28 protein-coding genes and 1 tRNA gene are annotated in these 20578 nt (G+C 66.3%); 10 read left to right on the top strand and 19 right to left on the bottom strand.

The window, feature by feature from the left end:
• Window positions 1–123: 123 nt before the first annotated feature.
• Genes U3A55_RS06660 through U3A55_RS06650 form a run of 3 tightly spaced genes read right to left on the bottom strand, consistent with a single transcriptional unit; the run spans window position 124 to window position 3654 of the window.
• The gene (locus tag U3A55_RS06660; RefSeq protein ID WP_330990698.1) at window positions 124–1380 is read right to left on the bottom strand and encodes a Glu/Leu/Phe/Val family dehydrogenase; all 1257 of its coding nucleotides are present in this window, start codon (window positions 1378–1380) and stop codon (window positions 124–126) included.
• A 60-nt stretch (window positions 1381–1440) separates the two neighbouring features.
• Window positions 1441–2286 carry an HpcH/HpaI aldolase/citrate lyase family protein gene (locus U3A55_RS06655; RefSeq protein ID WP_330990697.1) on the bottom strand — a complete coding sequence of 282 codons (846 nt, stop codon included), beginning with the start codon at window positions 2284–2286 and terminating at the stop codon, window positions 1441–1443.
• Window positions 2287–2310: 24 nt separating this feature from the next.
• The gene (locus U3A55_RS06650; protein ID WP_330990696.1) at window positions 2311–3654 is read right to left on the bottom strand and encodes a PGF-CTERM sorting domain-containing protein; all 1344 of its coding nucleotides are present in this window, start codon (window positions 3652–3654) and stop codon (window positions 2311–2313) included.
• A gap of 91 nt (window positions 3655–3745) precedes the next feature.
• On the opposite strand from U3A55_RS06650, the gene U3A55_RS06645 reads away from it, so the two are divergent.
• Complete coding sequence (locus U3A55_RS06645; protein ID WP_330990695.1) at window positions 3746–4201, top strand: MaoC family dehydratase; 456 nt, start codon at window positions 3746–3748, stop codon at window positions 4199–4201.
• Window positions 4202–4227: 26 nt separating this feature from the next.
• Here U3A55_RS06645 and U3A55_RS06640 read toward each other — a convergent pair whose 3' ends face one another.
• Genes U3A55_RS06640 through U3A55_RS06630 form a run of 3 tightly spaced genes read right to left on the bottom strand, consistent with a single transcriptional unit; the run spans window position 4228 to window position 5637 of the window.
• Entirely contained in the window at window positions 4228–4539 is a 312-nt protein-coding gene (locus tag U3A55_RS06640) for a transcription factor S (RefSeq protein ID WP_330990694.1), read from the bottom strand.
• Window positions 4540–4577: 38 nt separating this feature from the next.
• The gene (locus U3A55_RS06635; RefSeq protein WP_330990693.1) at window positions 4578–4835 is read right to left on the bottom strand and encodes a DUF5789 family protein; all 258 of its coding nucleotides are present in this window, start codon (window positions 4833–4835) and stop codon (window positions 4578–4580) included.
• A gap of 31 nt (window positions 4836–4866) precedes the next feature.
• Window positions 4867–5637 (bottom strand): enoyl-CoA hydratase/isomerase family protein, encoded by a 771-nt coding sequence (locus U3A55_RS06630; protein ID WP_330990692.1) that lies wholly within the window; start codon window positions 5635–5637, stop codon window positions 4867–4869.
• An 85-nt stretch (window positions 5638–5722) separates the two neighbouring features.
• Here U3A55_RS06630 and U3A55_RS06625 point away from each other — a divergent pair, with 85 nt between their 5' ends.
• Window positions 5723–6202: a DUF5797 family protein gene (locus tag U3A55_RS06625; RefSeq protein ID WP_330990691.1), complete on the top strand. Its 480-nt coding sequence runs from the start codon at window positions 5723–5725 to the stop codon at window positions 6200–6202.
• On the opposite strand, the gene U3A55_RS06620 is transcribed toward U3A55_RS06625, so the two are convergent.
• The gene (locus U3A55_RS06620) at window positions 6199–7188 is read right to left on the bottom strand and encodes a DUF5787 family protein (RefSeq protein WP_330990690.1); all 990 of its coding nucleotides are present in this window, start codon (window positions 7186–7188) and stop codon (window positions 6199–6201) included. The two genes, U3A55_RS06625 and U3A55_RS06620, sit on opposite strands and share 4 nt — an antisense overlap.
• Before the next feature lies 1 nt (window position 7189).
• On the bottom strand, window positions 7190–7660 hold the full coding sequence (locus U3A55_RS06615; protein ID WP_330990689.1) for a bis(5'-nucleosyl)-tetraphosphatase: 471 nt from the start codon (window positions 7658–7660) through the stop codon (window positions 7190–7192).
• A 125-nt stretch (window positions 7661–7785) separates the two neighbouring features.
• Between U3A55_RS06615 and U3A55_RS06610 the strand changes: the two genes are divergently transcribed.
• Window positions 7786–8121, top strand: coding sequence for an uS10/mL48 family ribosomal protein (locus U3A55_RS06610; RefSeq protein WP_330990688.1), 336 nt, complete (start codon window positions 7786–7788; stop codon window positions 8119–8121).
• Window positions 8122–8443: 322 nt separating this feature from the next.
• On the opposite strand, the gene U3A55_RS06605 is transcribed toward U3A55_RS06610, so the two are convergent.
• Both U3A55_RS06605 and U3A55_RS06600 read right to left on the bottom strand, forming a co-directional pair.
• Window positions 8444–8842 carry an OsmC family protein gene (locus tag U3A55_RS06605; protein WP_330990687.1) on the bottom strand — a complete coding sequence of 133 codons (399 nt, stop codon included), beginning with the start codon at window positions 8840–8842 and terminating at the stop codon, window positions 8444–8446.
• A gap of 77 nt (window positions 8843–8919) precedes the next feature.
• Window positions 8920–9630, bottom strand: a complete 711-nt coding sequence (locus U3A55_RS06600) for a metal-dependent hydrolase (protein ID WP_330990686.1) — start codon at window positions 9628–9630, stop codon at window positions 8920–8922.
• A gap of 99 nt (window positions 9631–9729) precedes the next feature.
• On the opposite strand from U3A55_RS06600, the gene U3A55_RS06595 reads away from it, so the two are divergent.
• Window positions 9730–10458: a fumarylacetoacetate hydrolase family protein gene (locus U3A55_RS06595; RefSeq protein WP_330990685.1), complete on the top strand. Its 729-nt coding sequence runs from the start codon at window positions 9730–9732 to the stop codon at window positions 10456–10458.
• Window position 10459: 1 nt separating this feature from the next.
• Here U3A55_RS06595 and U3A55_RS06590 read toward each other — a convergent pair whose 3' ends face one another.
• Entirely contained in the window at window positions 10460–10828 is a 369-nt protein-coding gene (locus U3A55_RS06590) for a hypothetical protein (protein ID WP_330990684.1), read from the bottom strand.
• 25 nt (window positions 10829–10853) lie between these two features.
• Window positions 10854–11309, bottom strand: a complete 456-nt coding sequence (locus tag U3A55_RS06585) for a transporter (RefSeq protein WP_330990683.1) — start codon at window positions 11307–11309, stop codon at window positions 10854–10856.
• A gap of 120 nt (window positions 11310–11429) precedes the next feature.
• Between U3A55_RS06585 and hisC the strand changes: the two genes are divergently transcribed.
• Genes hisC through U3A55_RS06565 form a run of 4 tightly spaced genes read left to right on the top strand, consistent with a single transcriptional unit; the run spans window position 11430 to window position 14176 of the window.
• Window positions 11430–12503: a histidinol-phosphate transaminase gene (gene hisC / locus U3A55_RS06580; protein WP_330990682.1), complete on the top strand. Its 1074-nt coding sequence runs from the start codon at window positions 11430–11432 to the stop codon at window positions 12501–12503.
• Window positions 12500–13006, top strand: coding sequence for an adenylate kinase family protein (locus U3A55_RS06575; protein WP_330990681.1), 507 nt, complete (start codon window positions 12500–12502; stop codon window positions 13004–13006). The genes hisC and U3A55_RS06575 overlap by 4 nt, the downstream gene beginning before the upstream one ends.
• Window positions 13003–13611, top strand: coding sequence for a CDP-alcohol phosphatidyltransferase family protein (locus U3A55_RS06570; RefSeq protein WP_330990680.1), 609 nt, complete (start codon window positions 13003–13005; stop codon window positions 13609–13611). The genes U3A55_RS06575 and U3A55_RS06570 overlap by 4 nt, the downstream gene beginning before the upstream one ends.
• Before the next feature lie 43 nt (window positions 13612–13654).
• Entirely contained in the window at window positions 13655–14176 is a 522-nt protein-coding gene (locus U3A55_RS06565; protein WP_330990679.1) for a multiprotein bridging factor aMBF1, read from the top strand.
• Here U3A55_RS06565 and U3A55_RS06560 read toward each other — a convergent pair.
• Window positions 14173–15627: a DHH family phosphoesterase gene (locus U3A55_RS06560; protein ID WP_330990678.1), complete on the bottom strand. Its 1455-nt coding sequence runs from the start codon at window positions 15625–15627 to the stop codon at window positions 14173–14175. The two genes, U3A55_RS06565 and U3A55_RS06560, sit on opposite strands and share 4 nt — an antisense overlap.
• Window positions 15628–15743: 116 nt before the next feature.
• Here U3A55_RS06560 and U3A55_RS06555 point away from each other — a divergent pair.
• A tRNA-Lys gene (locus U3A55_RS06555) sits at window positions 15744–15817 on the top strand.
• Between the two features lie 520 nt (window positions 15818–16337).
• On the opposite strand, the gene U3A55_RS06550 is transcribed toward U3A55_RS06555, so the two are convergent.
• The 3 genes from U3A55_RS06550 to U3A55_RS06540 form a co-directional block, all read right to left on the bottom strand.
• Window positions 16338–16748: a hypothetical protein gene (locus tag U3A55_RS06550; protein ID WP_330990677.1), complete on the bottom strand. Its 411-nt coding sequence runs from the start codon at window positions 16746–16748 to the stop codon at window positions 16338–16340.
• Between the two features lie 15 nt (window positions 16749–16763).
• A complete protein-coding gene (locus U3A55_RS06545; protein WP_330990676.1) occupies window positions 16764–17720 on the bottom strand; it encodes a hydroxyacid dehydrogenase in 957 nt (318 codons plus the stop codon).
• Window positions 17721–17800: 80 nt separating this feature from the next.
• Window positions 17801–17977 (bottom strand): hypothetical protein, encoded by a 177-nt coding sequence (locus U3A55_RS06540; RefSeq protein ID WP_330990675.1) that lies wholly within the window; start codon window positions 17975–17977, stop codon window positions 17801–17803.
• Window positions 17978–18060: 83 nt separating this feature from the next.
• Between U3A55_RS06540 and U3A55_RS06535 the strand changes: the two genes are divergently transcribed.
• Entirely contained in the window at window positions 18061–18468 is a 408-nt protein-coding gene (locus tag U3A55_RS06535; protein WP_330990674.1) for a hypothetical protein, read from the top strand.
• Here U3A55_RS06535 and U3A55_RS06530 read toward each other — a convergent pair.
• The 3 genes from U3A55_RS06530 to phoU all read right to left on the bottom strand — a co-directional run bounded on the left by U3A55_RS06530 (window position 18462) and on the right by phoU (window position 20578).
• The gene (locus U3A55_RS06530) at window positions 18462–18986 is read right to left on the bottom strand and encodes an AAA family ATPase (protein WP_330990673.1); all 525 of its coding nucleotides are present in this window, start codon (window positions 18984–18986) and stop codon (window positions 18462–18464) included. The genes U3A55_RS06535 and U3A55_RS06530 overlap by 7 nt on opposite strands.
• 32 nt (window positions 18987–19018) lie before the next feature.
• Window positions 19019–19690 (bottom strand): DUF502 domain-containing protein, encoded by a 672-nt coding sequence (locus U3A55_RS06525; RefSeq protein ID WP_330990672.1) that lies wholly within the window; start codon window positions 19688–19690, stop codon window positions 19019–19021.
• A gap of 207 nt (window positions 19691–19897) precedes the next feature.
• Window positions 19898–20578 (bottom strand): phosphate signaling complex protein PhoU, encoded by a 681-nt coding sequence (gene phoU, locus U3A55_RS06520; RefSeq protein ID WP_330990670.1) that lies wholly within the window; start codon window positions 20576–20578, stop codon window positions 19898–19900.

The following is a 20578-nucleotide window of genomic DNA, read 5'->3' as shown; positions in this document are numbered from 1 at the left end:
TCGCGGCGCGGGGATTTCGATTCGGTGTTCTTCCGGTCGCCGGCGGCGACCGGTCTTTTTGGTCCAGATTTTTGCGGGGAGTGGGTCGCCGGCGGCGACCCCGACCCGGAAAAAGGTGGGCGTTTAGGGCCAGTTCCCGTTGCCCGTGTACGCGTCCACCACCCGTTGGATGGCGACGACGTAGGCGGCGGTGCGGAGGCTGGGGAGGTCGAGGGTTTCGTAGGCGTGGGTGAGTTCGTCGAAGGCGTCGGTGATGACGCGTTCGAGTTCGTCGTTGACGCGGTCTTCGGTCCAGGAGAATCGCTGGCGGTTCTGCACCCATTCGAAGTAGCTCACGGTTACGCCGCCGGCGTTCGCGAGGATGTCGGGGACGACGGTCACGTCGGCGTCTTGGAGCACGTCGTCGGCGTCGGGGGTGAGCGGGCCGTTCGCGGCTTCGACGATGATGTCGGCCTGTACGTCGCGGGCGATGTCCTCGTCGATGGCGTTTTCGAGCGCGGCGGGGACGAGGAGGTCGACGTCGAGCGTGAGGAGGTCGCGGTTGGAGAGTTCCTCCGCGTCGCTGTAGCCGGTGACGTGTCCGGCGTCGTTCTTGAACTCCTTGACTGCGACGGGGTCGAGACCGTCGGGGTCGTGAATACCGCCGCTGGAGTCGCTGACGGCGACGACCGACGCGCCCTGTTCGTCGAGGAGTTTCGCGGCTATCCAGCCGGCGTTCCCGTAGCCCTGGACGGCGACGGTTGCGTCGGTGAGGTCCGTATCGAGGTAGTCGAACACTTCGCGAGCGGCGAACAGCACCGAGCGGCCGGTGGCTTCGACGCGTCCCTCGCTCCCGCCGTTCTCGATGGATTTCCCGGTGATGACGCCGGGTTCGGTGGTGTTTTCGAGTTTCTCGTAGGTGTCCTTGATCCAGTTCATTTCGCGCTGGCCGGTGTTCACGTCGGGCGCGGGGATGTCCTTGTCCGCGCCGATGAACGGCCGGAGTTCCTTCGCGAACGACCGCGTGAGGCGTTCGAGTTCGCTCGCGGAGTGGTCTGCGGGGTCAACGACGATACCGCCCTTCCCGCCGCCGTAGGGGATGTCGACGACGGCGCACTTGTACACCATCCATCCGGAGAGCGCTTTCACTTCGTCGCGCGTGACGCCGGGGTGGTAGCGGATGCCGCCCTTGTAGGGGCCGCGGTCGCCGTTGAACTGCGACCGGTAGGCGCGGAAGGTTCGGATGCTTCCGTCGTCCATGTCGACGGTGAGATTCGTCTCCAGTACTCGTTCAGGATTCTTGAGGCGTTCGAGTACGTCGTCGCCGACGCCGTCGGGGAGGAAGGCGGCGGCGTCCGCAACCTGCTCCTGCAGGTTCTCGAACGGATTAGACTCAGCCATTACGTAGACGGATTTCGGCACCGGGAATAAACATGGTGGCTTCGATACAGTAGTAGCGGTTCACCTATCGGCGTCGGCGCGGGCGACGATGCGCTCCGCCTGCGCGACGAGCGGCGCGTCCACCATCTCGCCATCCACCCGGAACACGCCGCGTCCCTCGGCATCCGCCCCGGACTTCGCCGCCAGCACGCGCTCCGCCCACTCGACGTCCTCGGGGTCGGGACGGAACGCGTCGTGAATCGGCTCGACCTGCGCCGGATGGATGGCCATCTTCCCGTCGTAGCCGAGGCCGGCCGCGAACGCCGTCTCCTCACGCAAGCCGTCGGTGTCCTCGATGTCCGTATAGACGGTGTCGATGGCGTCCACGCCCGCTGCCGCGGCGGCGAGGACGACGTGCTCGCGCGCGTGCAGGACTTCCGTTCCCTCGTCGGTGCGGGTTGCGCCGATGTCGGCCGAGAGGTCTTCCGCGCCGAACGCCACCGCTGTCGCCGCGTCCGCCGCCGCTATCTCCTGTGCGTTCAGCACGCCAGTCGCGGACTCGACGAGTGCGATTACGTCCGCGTCGACGCCGTGCTCGTCCAGCAGGCGTTCGAGCGTCCGCACGTCGTCCGCCGACGCGGCCTTCGGCAGCATCACGGAATCGACGTGGTCGGCGGCGGGCGCGAGCGCCGCCACGTCGTCGTCCGCCGCGACGTCGACCGGATTCACGCGCACGCACACCTCGCAGTCGGGGCGGAACGCCGGCGAGGTGAGGACGTCCGAGACCGTCGCGCGCGCCACGCTCTTCTCGTCCGGCGCGACCGCGTCTTCGAGGTCGAACACGACCACGTCAGCACCAGAATCGGGCGCCTTCCGCATCATCCCCGGCTGGTCGCCGGGCGTGAACAGGAGACTCCGTCGAACCATACCGCGAAAAAACACTGGGGCGGCTTAGTTGTCGCGGCGGGCGAGCAGCGCGACTGAGAGCGCGGCGATTACCGCGGCCGCGACGCCGAAGCCGGGCGTGCTCCCGCTGGACTCGGTCGTCTCAGCCGTCGTGCTCGTCGTCTCGGTCTCCGTAATCGCCGCAGTCGTCCCCTCAGTCGTGGTCTGGTCCGCGTTCACCGTCGTCGTTGTCGTCGTGCTGTTCGCGCTCAGCGCCAGCGTCGCGACGGCCGACCCGCCGCTCGACTGGTGGTTCACGTCGACGGGCACCTCGTACGTCCCGGCCGGCCCGTTCTCCACGTCCTCGTAGGCGACCACTAGCTGGTCGCCGAGCGAGAGGTCGTAGTTCCCGCCGAGGCCGACGGTGACGACCTGCCCGTCGCCGCCGATACTCACGCTACTCAGATCGTCGGAGACGTTCACGTCGACGGTCGTCTCCGCGCTGTCGTTCCCGCGGTCGATGCCAATTTTCACTACGTCGTTCTGTCCGACGTTACTCGCGTCGACACCCGTCCCGCGGTAGTCTATCTGGAACCCGGTCCACGACGAACCGTCGTTTGCACTCCCCACAACTGCCATTGCGCCGTGCGTAGCGCTCGAATTCCCGTTGTCCGGCGTCGACACGACCGATGCGTGCCGTGCGCCCTCCGCCTCGGTCGTCGTAGTCGTCTCCTCATCGGACGATTGCGTCGTCGTTTCCTCCGTCGTTGTCTCCGCAGTCGTCGTTTGCGTCGTGGTCTGCGTGGTCGTCTCTTCAGTCGTCGTTTGCGTCGTCTCTTCCGTTGTAGTCTGCGTGGTCGTCTCCTCTGTTGTCGTGGTAGTCGTCGTGGTCGTGTCGGATTCGATGTTCAGCGTCGCGGAGGTCTCGCCGCCGCTCGACTGATAGTTCACGTCGAGTCCGACAGTGTACGTGCCCGCGCTCGGGTTCTGCACGTTCTCGTACACGACTACGACCTCGTCACCCTCACCGATGTTGTGGTTCCCGCCGAGGCCGACGGTGAGCGTCTCGCCGTTACTGCTGGCGCTCACGCTACTCAGGTCGTCCGAGACATCGACGTCGATGCTGTCGCCCGCGGCGTCGTCCCCGCGGTCGATGCCGATTTTCGCGATATCGTTCTGTCCGACGTTACTCACGTCGGTCTGCTCGTACGTCACTTCGAAGCCGTTCCACGACGACCCCGCCGCGTCGCCGTCGATGGTGGCGGTGACGGTGTGCGTCGCAGTCGCGTCCGGTGTGTTCGGGTCCGCCGTGATGGACCCGCTTGTCGCCGCGACAGCTGCGCCGGTGAGCACACCGACGGCGAGGAGCGCGGCCAGAAGGGCGCTCGTGCGTGTTGAGAGTGATGCCATATTTCGTTACAGTATGGTTCTCTGACACCGAAAAGGGTGATGGCCGTTCGAACCGTCGGGGTTTTTCTCGCCTACACGCGACCATCCCGGTATGCCCGGAAAGTACTACGAGGAGTTCGAGATCGGCGAAACCATCGACCACCGGAAGTCCCGCACCGTCAGCGAGAGCGACAACCAATCGTTCTGTGACATGACGATGAACCAGCAGCCGCTCCACCTCGACGCCGAGTTCGCCGGCGACACCGAGTTCGGCGAACGCCTGGTCAACGGCCTCTACACGATGAGCCTCGCTGTCGGCCTCACAATCCCGGATACGACGGACGGCACCATCGTCGCGAACCTCTCCTACGACAACGTCGAACACCCCAAGCCCGTCTTCCACGGAGACACCATCACCGCCCGCAGCACCGTCACCGACAAGCGCGAGACCAGCGACGGCGAACGCGGCATCGTCACGATGCACGTCGAAGCCCTCAATCAGGACGACGAAGTCGTCTGCGAGTTCGACCGGACCGCGCTCTCACTCAAGAAAGAACACGCCGAGTAACCGCGCCGACGCGCGGAACGCGGCTCTCAGTTGTCGTCTTCGCGCCAGGTGTGTTCGCACTCGGTGCAGACGAAGAAGCGCGTCTCGGACTCGTCGGCCGCCCGAATCTGCTGCATGTACCAGTAGGCTTCGTCGTTCTCGCACTCGGGACAGTTGGCGTCCGTGGTTGGAAGCCCGGTGTTCTCGCCGTCCGTCTCGATGACGTCGCTTGCTTCCTGTTCCTCGGAGAGCACGTAGTTCGCGTCGGGGTCCTTCGGCTGCTTGTTGCCGCAGGAGTCACACACCCAGAGGTCGTCCTCCGCGTGCATCATCGAACCGCAGTCGTCGCAGAATTCCATGCCCGCTCTAGCGAACGTCGTCAGTTAAGCCCCCCGGCTTAGCCTTCTCCCTCGGACTGCCCTGGTTCCCCGACGGCCTCCGTCGGGAGGTTGTTCCGAATCTCGGCGTCGAGCGTGCTCGGGTCGTCGAACACGTCCTCGTCCGAGCGCTCCACCACGTCCGCGAGCGGTTCCTCGCCGTCCGCGTACTGGAGGACGTAGCCGTCGAGTTCGGAGACGGCGTCGCCGTGCGTGAGCGGATACGGAAGCCCTTCGAGCGCGTCGTCGAGCTCGTTCAGCTTGATGCGCGTTGCCATACTGGACAGTCGCGGGCATCCGCCTTAGTTCTTAGTCGAAATCGGGGTCGCGGTCCTCGAGGAAGGCCGCCATGCCCTCGCGCTGGTCGGGCGTGCCGAACAATCCCGCCCAGGTACGGCGTTCGAAGTCCAATCCGGCGTCGAGCGTGGTGCGGTGACTCTCGTTGATGGCTTCCTTCGCGGCGGCCAACGCGAACCCGGGTTGGTCCGCGAGGTCGCGCGCGAGGTCGTGGGCGTGTTCGCGGAGCTCGTCGTGGGCGATGACGTCGCCGACGAGCCCCTCCTCGTAGGCGTCGGTCGCGTCGATGCGGTCGCCGAAGTAAATCATGCGGCGCGCGGTCTCGTCGCCGACGAGACGGGGGAGGCGCTGGGTGCCACCCCACCCCGGCACGATACCGAGGTCGATTTCGGTCTGCCCGAGCACGGCGCGCTCGGAGGCGACGCGGAGGTCGCAGGCGAGCGCGAGTTCGAGCCCGCCGCCGAACGCGTAGCCGTTGATTGCGGCGATGACGGGCGCGGGGAACTCCTCGATGGCTCGCGTGAGCTCGTGGCCCTTCCGCGCGTACGCCTCGGCTTCCGCGGTGTCGATATCCGCCATGTAGGACACGTCCGCGCCCGCGACGAACGCCTTCTCACCCGCTCCCGTGAGCACGACCGCGCGGGCGTCCCGGCGCGCGGCGTCCGCGAACGCGTCACCGAGCGCGTCCAGCGTCGGCTCGTCCACGCTGTTCAGGCTCTCCGGGCGATTCACGGTCACCGTCGCCACGCCCTCTGACACGTCGAGTTCGACGAGGTCGCTCATACCTCGGAGCACGGCGACGGACTGCATAACGGTTGGGTTCGGGGCTTTCAGAAGGCCGAAATACCCCCGCGGCGAGACTTCGGGTATGAGTCTCTCCGAGGAGGTCCGAGAGCGCCTCGCCGACATCGTGGAACTCCAGCCCACGAAGAACAAAGCCCTCCAGGAGCGCTGGGGGATGGAGTCGGGGAGCGAGGTCCACCAGTACCTCGAGGGCGAACTGAAGGACTACTACTACCGCGACGAGGACAGCCTCATCCGAGCAACTGCGGAGGCCCGCGCCATCGTCACCGGCGAGGAAGTCGGGGAGGACGAACCGCTCCGCGTCCACCTCAGCGACCTCGAACAACAGATTCTGGAAGTGCTCGCCGACCCCGACGAGCGCTCGCAGAGCGTCGTCAGCGTCCTCCACGCGCTCGAAAACGAGTTCGGCGAGGAGTTCGACACCGGCGAGGTTCGGCGCGCGCTCCGCACGCTCGAACGAAAGGGCGTCGCCGAACTCATCTACCGAACCGTCCCAACGTTCCGTCTCGCCGTTCCCCGTGACGCTGTCGAGCACGCGGACTAGCGCTCGCGTTCGCGCTCCCGCCGTCGCTCCAGCACGCGTTTCACCGTCTGTCCGGGCCCGCCCTCGATTGGCCATCCCTTCTGCCGCCACTGCGGGGGTTCGGGCGAGAACTCCCTGCACGACCCCGAGCACTCGCCCGCGGTCTGCTCTCGCCCCTTCGCGTGACAGTACGGCACGTATCCCTCGCCCGCGCGTCGGAGGTCGAAGTGCCGGCAGTCGGGCCGCATCGTATCGGCGTAGGACCGCCAGCCGCGCTCGTACGCGCGCTCCGCGAGCCACGACCGAAGCTTCGCCTTCCGCTCGGCGGACACGTACTCGAACTCGCACGCATCGCTCCCGCGGTCGAGGATGCGCGTTCCCGGACGCGCGGGGTCGAGCGTTCGCGGGTGCCAGCGCACGTCCAGCTCGCCGTCCTCGAACACGAGAATACCCGCTTCGACCGGCATCTCCTCGTAGAGCGCGCGGTCGCCCGACTCCGTGGCAACCCAGACCTCGTCCGCCAATCCCAGGGCGACGTCTCGCTCCAGTTGGTCGGAGAGCGCGCGGGCGGCCGACGCGTCGAGGTCGGGCTTGTTCTCCACCGCGACGATACGATTGACCCACTCCGGGTACGCGTGTTTGCGGCGGAGTTCGATGCGGCCGCTCCGCTTTCGCTTTTCCAGCACGCCGCGCGCGGCGCCGCGATGAATTGTCTCGCGGACGTACCGCCACGGCACTTCGCCCTCCGGGAGCGCGTCCCGGTAGTACTGCCAGTCCGCGGGCGCGTTCCGACACACGAACAGGAGATTTGGGTCGAGTCGCTTCCCGCCGAACTGCGCGCGCCCCCTGAATCCGTCGGGGTCGACTTCGAGAATCAGGGTGTCCCAGCGCCGCCGCTGCGTCCCGAGCTGGCGCGCGACGAAGAACGCGGTCTCCCGGTCGTCGAGCGGCCAGTCGGCTTCGAGCGCGGCGCACACGCGGAGTTCGAAACTGAACTCCGCGGGCACGCTACCCCTCCTGTTCGACGCCGCTCTCGCCGTCCGCGTCGGCGTCGTCTGCAAGTTCGTCGTCGATGAACTCGTGGGCGTCCCGGAGGATGTCGCGCGGGCCGTCCTGCGTGATAGTGTTCACTGCCTGTTCGTAGTCGCGCCACTGGAGGTCGGAGTGTTCGCTCGACAGTTCTGCCGAGGCCTCGTAGGACTTCGCGATGAAGAGGTGGACTGTCTTGTGGATGCGGTCGCCGCCCGCCTCGAACACGTAGTCGTAGTCGTCGCGGAAGCCGTCGAGGAGTCGGAAATCCTCGATACCGGCTTCCTCCTGGACCTCACGGATGGCCGTCTGCTGGAGTTCTTCGTCCCCCTCGACGCCGCCCTTGGGAAACTCCCAATCGCCGGGTCGGCTTTTGAGGAGGAGGTATTCGCGCCGGTCTCGCGTATCCCGAAAGAGGATCGCACCGGCGCTGGTTGCTTCAACCGTCATTACGTATTGTTACTGGACTCCGGGTTAAGTGAATGTCGGACCCGCGCGAGTGCGTGGCACGCGAGAGCGAAGGCACACCACTTTTTACGGTGGACCGCATCGTACCGTATTACCCAGTTCCAGCCATGACCTTCGTAACCAAACTCACGTTCACAAGCGGGGACCGAGACACCCTCGAACGGGTCGTCCGGGACATCCGCGACAACGTCCGACGGAAAGGCGCACAAATCAAGGGCCCGCACTCCGACACGCCCGAGAACTATCACGTCTCCCAGTACAAGTCGCTCGACGGGGACGAGTCCGATAAGTACAGCGCGTGGAGCTACACTGTCTACCAGCGCCGCCTCGAAATCCACGGCCACGACGACCTCGCGCGCCGCGTGATGGAGCGCGACCTCCCCGCCAGCATCCGCATGGAAGCGGACATCGAACGCGTCCAAGCGGTCGGTTCTACGGCATAATTCTCATTACGCCCCGACCCCACACGTGGGGAGGGTGCGGTCAACCGAATCCGAGAGCACCGCGAGAAGACAGTCGTAGTCCACGAGTCGCACCGGTCGCCTCCGGCGCTCGGTACAACGTCGCCGGAACGGCAACGGAGGGAGGTTTCGACAATAGCGTTCGGACGAACTACCGGGTCCTCCGGACCGCGTTCGTCCGGTTCACTCGCGGCTTCGCCGCGATATTTTTATCGCCAGAACGCGGAGCGCGCTCGGCCTTTTTAGTGGAGGTTTTTGCGGCGAGCGGGTCGCCGAAGGCGACCCCGAGCCGTAAAAAAGTCCGTTAGAAGGCGTTCGCTTCCGCCGTGATGTCCGCGCGCAGTTCCTCGCGGAGAGCGGAGTGGACGTGGCAGATGTCTTCGCCGCGAGCGACGATGTCGTCGAGGTCGTCCTCGGGAACGTCGGCTTCGACCTTGATGTGGAAGCGGATGGCTTCGAGGTCGTCGTCGTCGTCGAGGTCGGCTTCGGCGTCGATTTCGATTTTGCCGAGGTCGTCGTAGTCGCGCTGCTGGCCGCCGACGCGGAACGCGGGGATGTAGCAGGACGCGTAGTCCGCGACGAGGGTGGCGTTGGGGTTCGGGCCTTCCTGGTCGGTGGCGTCGATGGTGAGTTCGAAGTCGCCGATTCGGGAGCGCGTGACGAAGCCCTCTTCCGAGGTGCTGGTGATGTCGATGTCTGTCATTGCGTTCGAGTGGTCGCCCGGAAAATAGGTAAGCGTTGTCCCTTCGGTACGCGTAGCCTCGATTGGGTGCGCGACCGTTAGAGCGTGAAGGTCTCGTCGCCGTCGAGGACGTGGGGTTCGGCGTCGCTCCCGGTGGCTTTGACTTCCTTCACGAAGTCGTCGGTGTCGATTTCGATGGGCGGGAAGCTGTCGTAGTGCATCGGGAACGCGTGGTCGACGTCGAGCCAGTCCACGGCGACGGCGGCCTGCCAGGGACCCATGGTGAAGTGGTCGCCGGCGGGGACGGCGGCGGCGTCGGGTTCGAGGTAGGGCGCGATGACGTCCTTCATCTCGGAGTGGAGGCTGGTGTCGCCTGCGTGGTAGAACGTCGTAGATTCGGCGTCGGCGACCTGCGTGGGTTTCGTGTCCGAAATCACGAACCCGGCGGGCATCCCGCCGGTCGCGCCGTAGTCGGTGTCGATGCCGTTCGAGTGGTCGGCGCGCACCATCGTGACGAACGCGTCACCGGCCTCGAAGGTGCCGCCAAGGTTCATTCCCGTGCCGTCCTCGACGCCGTACTCGTCGGTGAGGTAGCTGATGATTTCGGGCGTCGCGACGAAGTGCGCGCCGCGGAAGCGGTCCGCGTCCGCGATGTGGTCCGCGTGCCCGTGCGTGACGAGGACGTAGTCGGGGTCGAGTTCCTCCGGGTCCGTGTCCGTCTTCGGGTTGTCGAAGAACGGGTCGATGAGGAGGCTCGTGTCGCCGACTTCGACGCCCCATGTCGCGTGGCCGTACCAAGTGAGTTCCATTGCGTCTGGTGGTACGAACGTGCGGCCCATAAATCGTACCGCCGACTCGCGGCCCTCCGTTTCCACAACGCTTACGCCCCGCGTCTCGAACGCGTAGGTATGCATCACGTCCGATTCCGCGACCCCGCGGGCGCAGTTCGAGACGGCGAGTACCACGGCGATGAAGTGTCCTTCGGCGGCCGAACCTACGACATCGACGACGTGGAGGTCCTGCCGCCGACCGACCCGTCGAAGGTCGTCTGCGTCGGCCGGAACTACGCGAAGCACGCGGCGGAGCGCGGCGAGGACGTCCCCGACCGCCCGCTCCTGTTCTTGAAGCCGCCGAACGCCGTCACCGGCCCGGGCGCGACCGTCACCCTCCCCGAGGGGAAGTACTGCGAGCACGAGGCCGAACTCGCCGTCGTCATCGGCGAGCAGGCGAAGAACGTCGACGCCGCGGACGCCGAGGAGTACATCGCGGGCTACACAATCGCGGACGACGTGTCGAACCGCGACGACCAGGACGCGGAGAAGAACTGGGTGCGCGGGAAGGCGTTCGACGGCGCGTGCCCGCTCGGTCCCGTCCTCGCCGACCCCGAACACGTCCCCGCGGATGCCTCGATTTCGCTTCGCGTGAACGGCGAGACCCGCCAGGATTCCAGCATCGAGCACTTCATCTTCGAGATTCCGGAGCTCATCGAGGAAATCACGAGCTATCTCACGCTCGAACCCGGCGACGTCGTCATCACCGGCACGCCCGAGGGCGTGAACGAACTCACCGATGGCGACCGCGTGGAGGTCGAAATCGAGGGCGTCGGCACCCTCGAACACACCGTCGAACGCGCCTGAGTTAGATTCCGGGGACGCCGAACGCGTCGAACTCCTTCTCGAACGCGTCGAACGATTCCGCGAACGCGAGCACGACGACCAGCGTGAGCCAGGCGACGAGCGTGATGAGGACGGCATTCACCCAGCCGCCGGGATACCGGTGTTTCACGACCCAGAGGTAGGCGAGGAACACGAGGACGGGGCCGAGGAGGGGAATCCAGGCGAGGAACGTCGCGGTAATCGCCCAGACGATTGCGCCGACCAGCGCGGTGAGGACGGCGTGACTGTAGTCGTCGACGCCGGCGACGACGCGCCCGCCGACGTAGATGCCGAACCCGCCGACGAGGAGGCTGATGACGAACAGGACGAGACCGCTCGTGAGTGATGCCATGTGCGGCGGAAGGGCGGCCGGATACTTAAACGAGGTTGCCGGCGAGCGCGGCGGCGTCGAGCAGGAGGAGGACGCCGACGAGCGCGGCGGCGAGGAGGAACGGCCGCGCGTTCTCCGCGGGCGTGCGAACCTTCTCGGAGTCCGAGGCGTCCTTCAGCCGGGAGACGCCGACCTCGACGAGGCCGGTGAGGACGAACCAGAGGACGACCATCGTGAGGACGAGGTGGCTGTTCGGGTCGTCCGGGAATCGGCTGGTGTAGTCGAGAACGACCCAGAGGCCGAGGCCGGAGAGGAGCATCAGCGCGCTCGACAGGCGGTTGATGAGGCCGAGCTTGCCGGCGATGGCGGTGAGGATGTCGGGGGTAGCGTCGCCGGAGCGGCCGAGCGGGACGACGGCGTACGCCGCGAACAGGACGCTGCCCGTCCAGAGCGAGGCGAACACCAGGTGGAACGCGTACACGGCTGTCTCGGTGAGTGCCATAGTCCCCGATGGAGCGGCGGCGACTTGAAACCCGCCGGGACTCGCTTGGCGAGGGCGAGTCGCCTCCGTCGCCGACTGGCTGTAGGGAGGCTTAAGGCCGCCCGGGCGCTCGGTTCACCCATGCATCCACGGGACCTCTCCGACCACGTCGAGTACGAGGCTGGTCGGGGAATCGAGGAGGTCGCGCGCGAGCTCGGCCGCGACCCCTCGGAGTTCGTGAAGCTCGCGTCGAACGAGAACATGTTCGGCCCCAGCCCGCTCGGGGCGGAGGCCGTCCGCGAGACCGCGACCGACGTCCACCACTATCCGACCGCCGACCACGCCGACCTCGTCGCGCGCATCGCGGAGCGCTGGGACGTGACCGCAGACCAGGTCTGGCTCGCGAACGGCGGGGACGGCGCGCTCGACTACCTCGCGCGCGCCACCCTCGAACCGGACGACCGCGTGCTCGTTCCCAACCCCGGATTCTCGTACTACGGGATGACCGCGCGCTTCCACCACGGCGGCGTCGAAACCTATCCCGTCGAGCGCGACGACGGCTTCTCGCTCACCGCTGACGCCGTTCTCGACGCGTACGACGGCGAGCGCGTCGTCTTCCTCACCAGCCCCCACAACCCCAGCGGCGGCCGGTTCACCCTCGACGCCGTCGAGGAAATCGCGGACGCAACCGACAAGGAGACGCTCGTCGTCGTGGACGAGGCGTACGGCGAGTTCACGGACGCGCCGAGCGCCATCGACCTCGTCCGTGAGCGCGAGGATGTCACCGTCCTCCGAACGTTCTCGAAGGCGTACGGGCTCGCAGGCCTCCGCCTCGGATACGCGCTCGTTCCCGAGGAGTGGGCCGCAGCGTACCGGCGCGTGAACACGCCGTTCGCCGCGAACCTCGTCGCGTGTCGCGCCGGCCTCGCCGCGATGGATGACGACGAGCACGTCGAGCGCACGGTGGAGGCCGCGGCGTGGGCGCGCGAGTACATGACCGAGCACATCGACGCCCGCGTGTTCGAGAGCCACGGGAACTTCGTGCTCGTCGAAGTCGGGGACGCGGCGGCCGTCGCGGAGGCGCTGAAGCACCGCGGCGTCATCGTCCGCGACTGCACGAGCTTCGGGTTGGACGACTGCATCCGCATCACGTGCGGCACGAAGGCGGAGACCGAGACGGTCGTCGAGGAACTGAACGAGGTGCTCGCCGAATGAGAGTCGCGGTCACGGGCACGCCCGGAACGGGGAAGACGACCGTCACCGACCTCGTGGACACCGACCTGGACGTGGTTCACCTGAACGACGAGATTCGCGAGCACGACCTCTACACGGAACTGGACGAGGAGCGCGACAGCCTCGTCGTCGACGTCGACGCCGCCCAGGAGTGGCTGGACGGCCGGGACGACGTGCTCGTGGACAGCCACCTCGCGCACTACTTCGACGCCGACCTGTGTATCGTGCTGCGCTGTCACCCGCGCGAACTCGACCAGCGCCTCCGGGAGCGCGGTGAACCAGAACCGAAAGCCCGGGAGAACGCCGAATCAGAGGCTCTCGACGTGATTCTCTCGGAGGCCGTCGCGGAGTTCGGCGAGGCGCACGTCTACGAGATAGACACGTCGAACCGACCGCCCGAAGAAGTCGCGGGCGACGTTGAAGCCGTGCTCGCTGGCGACCGCGACCCGAGCGCCGGCCGAGTGGACTTCACCGACTACCTATGACGCTCGACCAGTACCGCTCGCTCGCCTCCCGCATCCTCCGACCGTTCGTCAGGCTGTCCGTCCGCCTGAACCTCACACCAGACGGCATCAGCGTCGCCGCGTTCGCGCTCGCCGTGCTCGCCGCCGGCGCGTTCTATCGGGCAGGCCCCGGTCCCGACTGGTGGTACGGCGTCGGCGCCGTGCTCGTCCTCCTCAACGGGATGCTGGACCTGCTCGACGGCGCGGTGGCGCGCGAACTCGACACGGACAGCCCCGCCGGCGACCTCCTTGACCACGTCCTCGACCGCTACGCTGACGTGGTTATCATCGCCGGCCTCGCGGCAGGAATCGACCAGTACGCGCTCGGGTTCGCCGCGGTCACCGGCGTTCTGATGACCTCGTACCTCGGCACGCAGACCGAAGCCGTCGGCCTCGAACGCCAGTACGGCGGCCTCCTCGGACGCGCGGACCGACTCGCGCTCGTCTGCCTCACCGGCGGTATCTCCGTCGTCGTTCCCGTCGTCGCGGACGTGAGCGTCGTCGCGTGGCTGCTCGGCCTGTTCGCCGTCATCGGTCACCTCACCGCCCTCCAGCGATTCCTCGGCGCGTGGCGCGACCTCGAATAGTCGGCGGCGTGCGTTTTAAGCCGCTCCCGCGGCTAGCTTCAGTATGGTTCAATGCGAGATGTGTGGCGCGGAGACGGCGTCCCCCAAGACCATCAAGGTCGAGGGCGCCGAACTCGACGTCTGCGACGACTGCACCGACTTCGGCACCGAAGTGAAGACCGAGTCGTCGTCCTCCACGTCCACCAAGTACTCCACGTCCTCCAGCAGCTCGTCCGGCGGCACCAGTAGTTCGGGCGGCTCATCGGGCGGGTCGTCGAAGACCCGGCGCCGAGACATGTTCGACGAAATGGAGGAAATGGCGTCGGACTACGACGACCGCATCCGGAACGCCCGCGAGTCCGCCGGACTCAGTCAGGAGGAACTCGCCAAAGAAATAAGCGAGAAGGCCAGTCTGGTCCGCAAACTCGAACGCGGCAGCATGCTCCCGAGCGACGACGTTCGGCGCAAACTCGAAAAACACCTCTCGATCACGCTCACGGAGTCGTCGAGCGGGGACGAGGACTGGAGTTCCGAGAGCGAGGGGTCGGGCCTCACGCTCGGCGACATGGTCAAGCGGAAGGACTAACTGCCGTTCTGCGTACTCGACTCCTGTTCGACGCCCATCGCGTCGAACAGTTTTCGCTTCACCGCCTCCTCGGTCAGCGTCAGTAGGGTTTCGCGGTTCTCCTCCGAGGATTCGATGCCCGTGAAGATGCCGAGCGGGATTTCTGCGGACGCCTGCGTCGAGTGCCCCGCGGCCTCCCCGATGTCCGTGAACGCGTCCTGCAGGACTTTCCCGATGTTCAGCCGGATGTCCTTCGAGCGTGCCGCGAGGTAGATGGTGTCGTCAACGATGCCGAACACGGCCGTCGTCGTGATACCCTCCAGATTGAGGAGTTGCTGGGCGGCCTGTGCAAGCGCATCCCGGTCCCGGATGAATCCCGCATCACTGACGAGGTGGCTGCCGCGTACCTCGCGGTTCGTGATGGCTTCCGCGAGCACGTCCAGCGTCTCCGGGCTCATGTTCGGACTCTCGACCTGTTCGAGCGTGTCGTGGTCCGCGAACGGGTACAGATACGCCGCGGCCGTGAGGTCCGCGGGTGTCGTGTCCCGCCGGAAATCCAATGTTTCCGTCCGAATCCCGTACAGGAGCGCCGTCGCGACCGCCTGGTCGACGCTCAGGTCGAACTCCTGGATGTACTTCGTGAGAATCGTGGACGTCGAGGAGACGTTCGGCCGCACGTCCACGAACTCCGCCGCCACCTCGCCTTCCGTCTCGTAGTGGTCGATGTAGATGTCAACGTCCACCTCGACCTGTAGTTCGCCGGCTTTCGCCGGGTCGATGAGCGCGACGGTGTCGTACTCCGAGATGTCGACGGAGTCGTACGGCGTGAGTTCGAGTTCGAGCAGATTCACGAACGCCCGGTTCTCCTGGTGGCCGATATCGCCGAAGTAGAGGATGTCCGCCTCCGCGCCGAGGTGTTCCGCGATGGACCGCAACGCCGCCGCGGACGCGATGGAGTCCGGGTCGGGGTTGTCGTGCGTCAGAATCGCGAGTTTGCTCGTCGACGCCGTGATGACGTCCGCGAGCTGACGGGCCTTGTACTCCAGTTCGCCGGATTCGAGCGCGCGCAACGCCGCGTCCGCGATAACGTTTGACGGATTGATAACCACGTCCGCGCCCAGTTCGGTGAGTTCGTCCGCCGTCACCGGGTCGCTCGCGCGCGCGACCACGAACTGGTCTTCGTTCCGGTCGCGGATGTTCTCCACCGCGGCCTCGTTCGCCTCGATATCCGAGGACATGATGAGCACCACGTCCCGGTCGTCAACGAGCTCCGCGACCTCGTCGTCCCGGATGTCGGCGGCTTGCGCGTTCAAATCCTGGTCGCGCAACGCCTCGACGCGCGACTCGTCCTTGTCCACGATGAGCACGTCCTTCCCCCGTTCGACGAGCTCCTCCGCGACGGAGTGCCCGACGCTCCCGCAGCCGAGAATCGCGTACGTGGACATCGACGAAATCGTAGCCCGGCTACTCATGTATCCACGCGTACCCCCCGGCCGTACTTAGTCCTCCCGACAGCCCCCGAGAACCCCTCCCACGCGACCCCCAGAAGGAAACCTATTTTACCGTCCCGCGGATACGAGGAATCACAGGGCCGGTAGCTCAGTTCGGCAGAGCGTCTGACTCTTAATCAGACGGTCGCGTGTTCAAATCGCGCCCGGCCCGCTTCTGCGACGAACAACAGTGAGAAGCGAAGCGGTCAGCGATTTGGACGCAGCGAACAACGCTTCGCGTTGTGAGTGAGTGTTCAAATCGCGCCCAGCCCGCTTCTCCCGCGAACCGTACCGGCGAGCACCGCGTAGCGTGTGCGAGACCGACGTGAGCGGGTGAACAGTGCACGGGAGTTGAACACATGACAGCGCGAGCGGTAGCGAACGATGGCTGAGTGTTCAAATCGCGCCCGGCCCGCTTCTGCGACGAACAACGGCGAGGAGCAACGCGGCCAGCGATGTGAGCCAGCGAGTCGCAGCTGAACGAGTCGCGAGCGAAGCGCTCGCTGGCAGCCGAAACGCGCTACGGTTCGGCGACGAAGTGAGGTCGTCTCGCCCAGTTCAACTCGCGCCCGGTCCGCTACCTGCGGTGGCGGTTCTCGGTGGGGTGTTCCCGCGGTTTCGTGCGTTTCGTCCGTGTATCCGGACTGACTGGCCGAAAGCATTTACGACCGAGCGTGTGTTCCGGGGATGTGTCAAGTGCCGCATCCCGGTTCGAGCGGTGGTTCGCCGTGGGTCTCGCGATATTCGGGGTCGCAACGAACGTCGTTGTGGTTCTCGAGGGGGAGTGGGTGTTCTTCGGTGCGTTCCTCGTTGAGTTCTTTCTTCTCGGGCTTGGTGTTCTGGCCGTCGAGCTCCTGTATCGACATGGGCTTCGGGAAGGATGGGCGGTCAGCGCCGCCGGTCTCCTCGTCGCTGGGGCGATAGGCGAGTATCTCGTGTCCTTTCTCGGCGGCCCCCTTCCGTCCGCGCTCCCGAAAGCCGTCTGGGCGAGCGGATTGCTTCTCGTTCTCTACGAGCTCTTCCTCGCCCAGCGCCGTCCTCGCCCCGGTTCTGGCTCGTAGAACGCACGCAGGAAGACGGCGCGTCGAGTCGCGCCCGTCCATCGTCCTCGTCCTCGCTTACTGCGGGTTGTTGAGCGTCGTGTCGGGCCGTCCGCCCTCGTAGACGGTGCGGACGTGGGCGGCGGCGGCGAGGCTGACGGTGCGCGCCGATTCGACGGTGACGCCGGCGTTGTGCTGGGTGAGAACCGCGCGCTCCTGGTCGAACAGCGGGTTTCCTTCTGTCGGCGGTTCGGTCTCGTACACGTCGACGCCTGCACCGGCCAGCGCGCCGGTTTCGAGGGCGTTCGCGAGCGCGGCTTCGTCCACCACGCCGCCGCGTGCGGTGTTCACGAGCACGGCGTCGTCGGGGAGCAGACGGAGCTCCTCGCGGCCGACGACGTGCCGTGTCTCCTCGGTGAGCGGGACGTGCACGCTCGCGTCGTCAGCCGCCTCGAACACGTCGGTGACGGTGTCGACGAGGCGGACGGTTTCGGGGAGGGCGGACGGGTCGACGTAGGGGTCGTAGGCGACGCAGGAGACACCGAAGCCGGTGAGGAGTTCCGCGAACCGGCGCCCCGCGTTTCCTGCGCCGACGAGGCCGAGCGTCCGCCCCGAGAGTTCGTGGCCCATGAAATCGTGGCGTCGCCAGTCGGCCTGCCGGGTCGCGGCGTCCGCGCGCACGACCTGACGTTTCGCCGCGAGCAACAGCGTGAGCGCGTGCTCTGCGACCGCGTTCGTGTTCTTTCCGGGCGTGTTCGCGACGAGCACGCCGTTCCGGGTCGCCGCGTCGATGTCGATGTGGTCCACGCCGGCGCCGTGCTTCACCACGACGTTCAGCGCGTTCGCGGCGTCGAAGAACGCGGCGGTCAGCGGAACCGTGCGCGTGATGACCGCGTCGAACCGGTCGGCGTCGGCGACGAGCGCCGCGTCGTCCGCGTACTCGTCGATGGAGACGAACGACGCGAAGTCGCTGAGTTCGTCGGGACCGCTCGGGTCGATGGTCGCCGGCAGGAGCACCGTCCACGTCTCGGACATACGCCCTCGCTCGCCGCGGGTCGCAAAAACGCTCCGCTTTCCGTCGGTCAGTCGCGTGTACGGGACGGAATCGCGGCGCGTCAGTAGAGCCGTTCGACGAGCCAGTACGACGCCGCGCCGAGCACCGCCCCCGCGAACAGTCCGACGAGGAGGAGCGGCCAGAACCCGCCGGGAAGGAGTACCGGGACGGCGGAGACTATCGTTATGAACACCATGATTCCTGCAGGGACGGCGAACCCGCTTTCGTCCGTGACCATACGCCCCGATTCGGGTGGCGGGTATTTTTCTTTGCGGGTTCGTGTTCGGTTCGTTCTTCATTGTGGGGCGCAAACGCCACCGCATGAGTCTCGACTCGCTCCCGCCGCGGCCGCTCACGGTCCCGGAGGGCCGCGCGCTGCATCGGTCGGATCGCTTCCGCATGGCCGCGCCCGCCTCCGCGTCCTCGAAGCGCGGCCGCGACACCCGCCTCGTCTCCGCGCTCGTGCTCGTCGCCGGCGACACCGTCTACGGCGTCGGGTACGACGTGGAACAGGAGGGCTGGCAGACCGTGTTCCGCGAATCCTACAGAACCGTCGGGGAGGCGGACGACCTCGCCGCCGAGGCGAACGACGACCTCCGCGAGTGGGTCGGCCACCGCGAGGAATCCTTCGGCGAGGTCGAGGAAGGAATCGAGGCGACCGAAGAGGAAAGCGAACGCGCGCGACTGCTGTTCGAGCAGTACGACGAAGTCGTCGAGGAGAATCAGTAGAGCGCGTCGATGACGCGTTCTCTGGTCTGTGCGGTGCTCCCGGAGTTATCGATCGTGATGCAGGCGTCCTCGATGGGTTCGAACTCCTCCTTGTAGAGCTTGTACACGTCGAAGTCCGCGTCGCTCGCGTCGTCCGTCCGCGTGGCGATGCGCTCTCGCACGGTCTCCTCGTCGCACTCGACGCGCACGAGGCGGAACGTCGCGCCGTGCTCGCGGGCGAGGTCGCGGGCGCGCTCCCGGTGGACTGCGCGCTTGAACGTCCCGTCCACCACGACGGACTCGCCGCGCGCGAGACGGTCGTCGACCCGCGAAAGCAGTTCGTCGTAGACGCGCCGGAGTTCCTCCTCCGTGTAGTCGGGGTCGGATACGACGTCCCCCCGGACGACGTCGGTTCGCAGGAGGTCCGCGTCCCCGTCGACGCGCTCGCGAATCGTCTCGGCCACTGTCGTCTTCCCGACGCCGGGCAGCCCGCACACGACCACCAACTCGGGTCCGCCGCCGTCCGCTCGCGCACTCATCGTACGAGTACGTGGAGGGCCCGACCGATTAATCAAGGTGTGGAAACGTCCTCGTCCGCCAGTTCCTCCTCGGAGAGCTGAATCACGGACTCCTCCTCGGACTCAGTCATCCCCGTCGTCATCAGCAGCCGGATGGCCGCGCGCACGCTCAACTCGGACTCGTACGCCTGACTCTCCGGCACGAGGATGAGCGACCCCTGGGTCGGGTTCGGGCTTCCCGGTACGAACACGTTGTACGCTTCCTCACCCGCCACCTCCTCCACGCCGGCAGGACTGTCACCCGTCTTCAGTCCGAGCCGGTAGATTCCGTCCTGCGGCCACTCGACGTACACCACGGACTCGAAGTCGGAACTCCGCGTCGTCACCGACGACACCATCCCGCGGATGCTCCCGTAGATAGTGCGGAACACGGGAATGAACGTCACCACGCGACCAGTCCCGCCGAGTAGTCGTTTCCCGACCGACCACTGCGCGACCGCGCCGACCACCGTGACGACCGCGACGAACAACACGAGCGCGAGCACTTGTGCGAGCAGGATGTTGTTCGCGGTCAGGGTCGCCAGCCGCGTCCCCTCGATAAAGGGAGCGAGAAAGCCCGTCCCCCACGAGAACGCGACTTGAAAGAGGACGACAGTCACGAGCAACGGCGCGACCAGTATCAATCCGGCCAGAAAATCGCTCTTCAACGAGGTCTTGATGCGCATACCCGAATCCCGTCCCCGGCGAGAATAAACGTGGGGGACGCGGTGAAACAAGACCGCGCGACACACCAGCGAACACGGTCGCGGTGCGGAGGTGGTCGCGGACGCCGGGTAGTACCGCGAGCGCTGTCGGCGCTCGCGGCTGTTTTTAGTGCAGGTTTTTTGCGGTGAGTGGTCGCCGAAGGCGACCCGAACCGGAAAAACGTGCGTTCAGTAGATGAGTTCGTCGTCGTTCTCGACCATGTAGAGCGTGCGGGCGGAGATGTTGACGGCGTGGTCGCCGATGCGTTCGAGGTCGCGGATGGTGAGGAGCATGCGGGAGACGTCCTGCATGAGGCGTTCGATTTCTTCCTCGGTGGTGTCGTCTTCGACTTCGGTTTCGATGAGGTCGAGGACGACCGTCTGGCTCGCGTCCTCGCACATCGCGTCGATGTCGTCGTCGCGGTCGGCGATGGCGAAGCAGGCGTCGGCGTCCTCGTTCGCGTAGGCGTCCATGGTGTCCTCGACCATGTCGACGGTCTCCTGGCCGATGGCGTGAATGTTGACCTCGGGGAACATCTCGTGTTCGGCGTCGAGGGTGTACTCGCCGAGGTTGACGGCGAGGTCGGCGATGCGTTCGAGGTCAGTGATGATTTTGAAGGAGGACGCGATGAGCCGGAGGTCGCCGGCGACGGGCTGCTGGAGCGCGAACAGGTCGATGCAGTCCTGTTCGAGGTCGAGGTAGAGTTCGTTCACCTCGTCGTCGCCCGAGATGACGTCCTTCGCGAGCTCCTCGTCGGACTGCTGCATGGATTCGAGCGCCATCCGCAGGCGGTCCGTGACGACCTCGCTCATGTAGAGCACGTCGTTCCGCAGCGTCTCGAGTTTCTCCTGATAGGATTCTCGTGGCAT

The sequence above is a fragment of the Salarchaeum sp. III genome (assembly GCF_036418315.1).
GTDB lineage: Archaea > Halobacteriota > Halobacteria > Halobacteriales > Halobacteriaceae > Salarchaeum.
The sequence above is the reverse complement of the archived record's forward strand: the minus strand, read 5'-3'. Positions and strand labels throughout refer to the sequence as shown.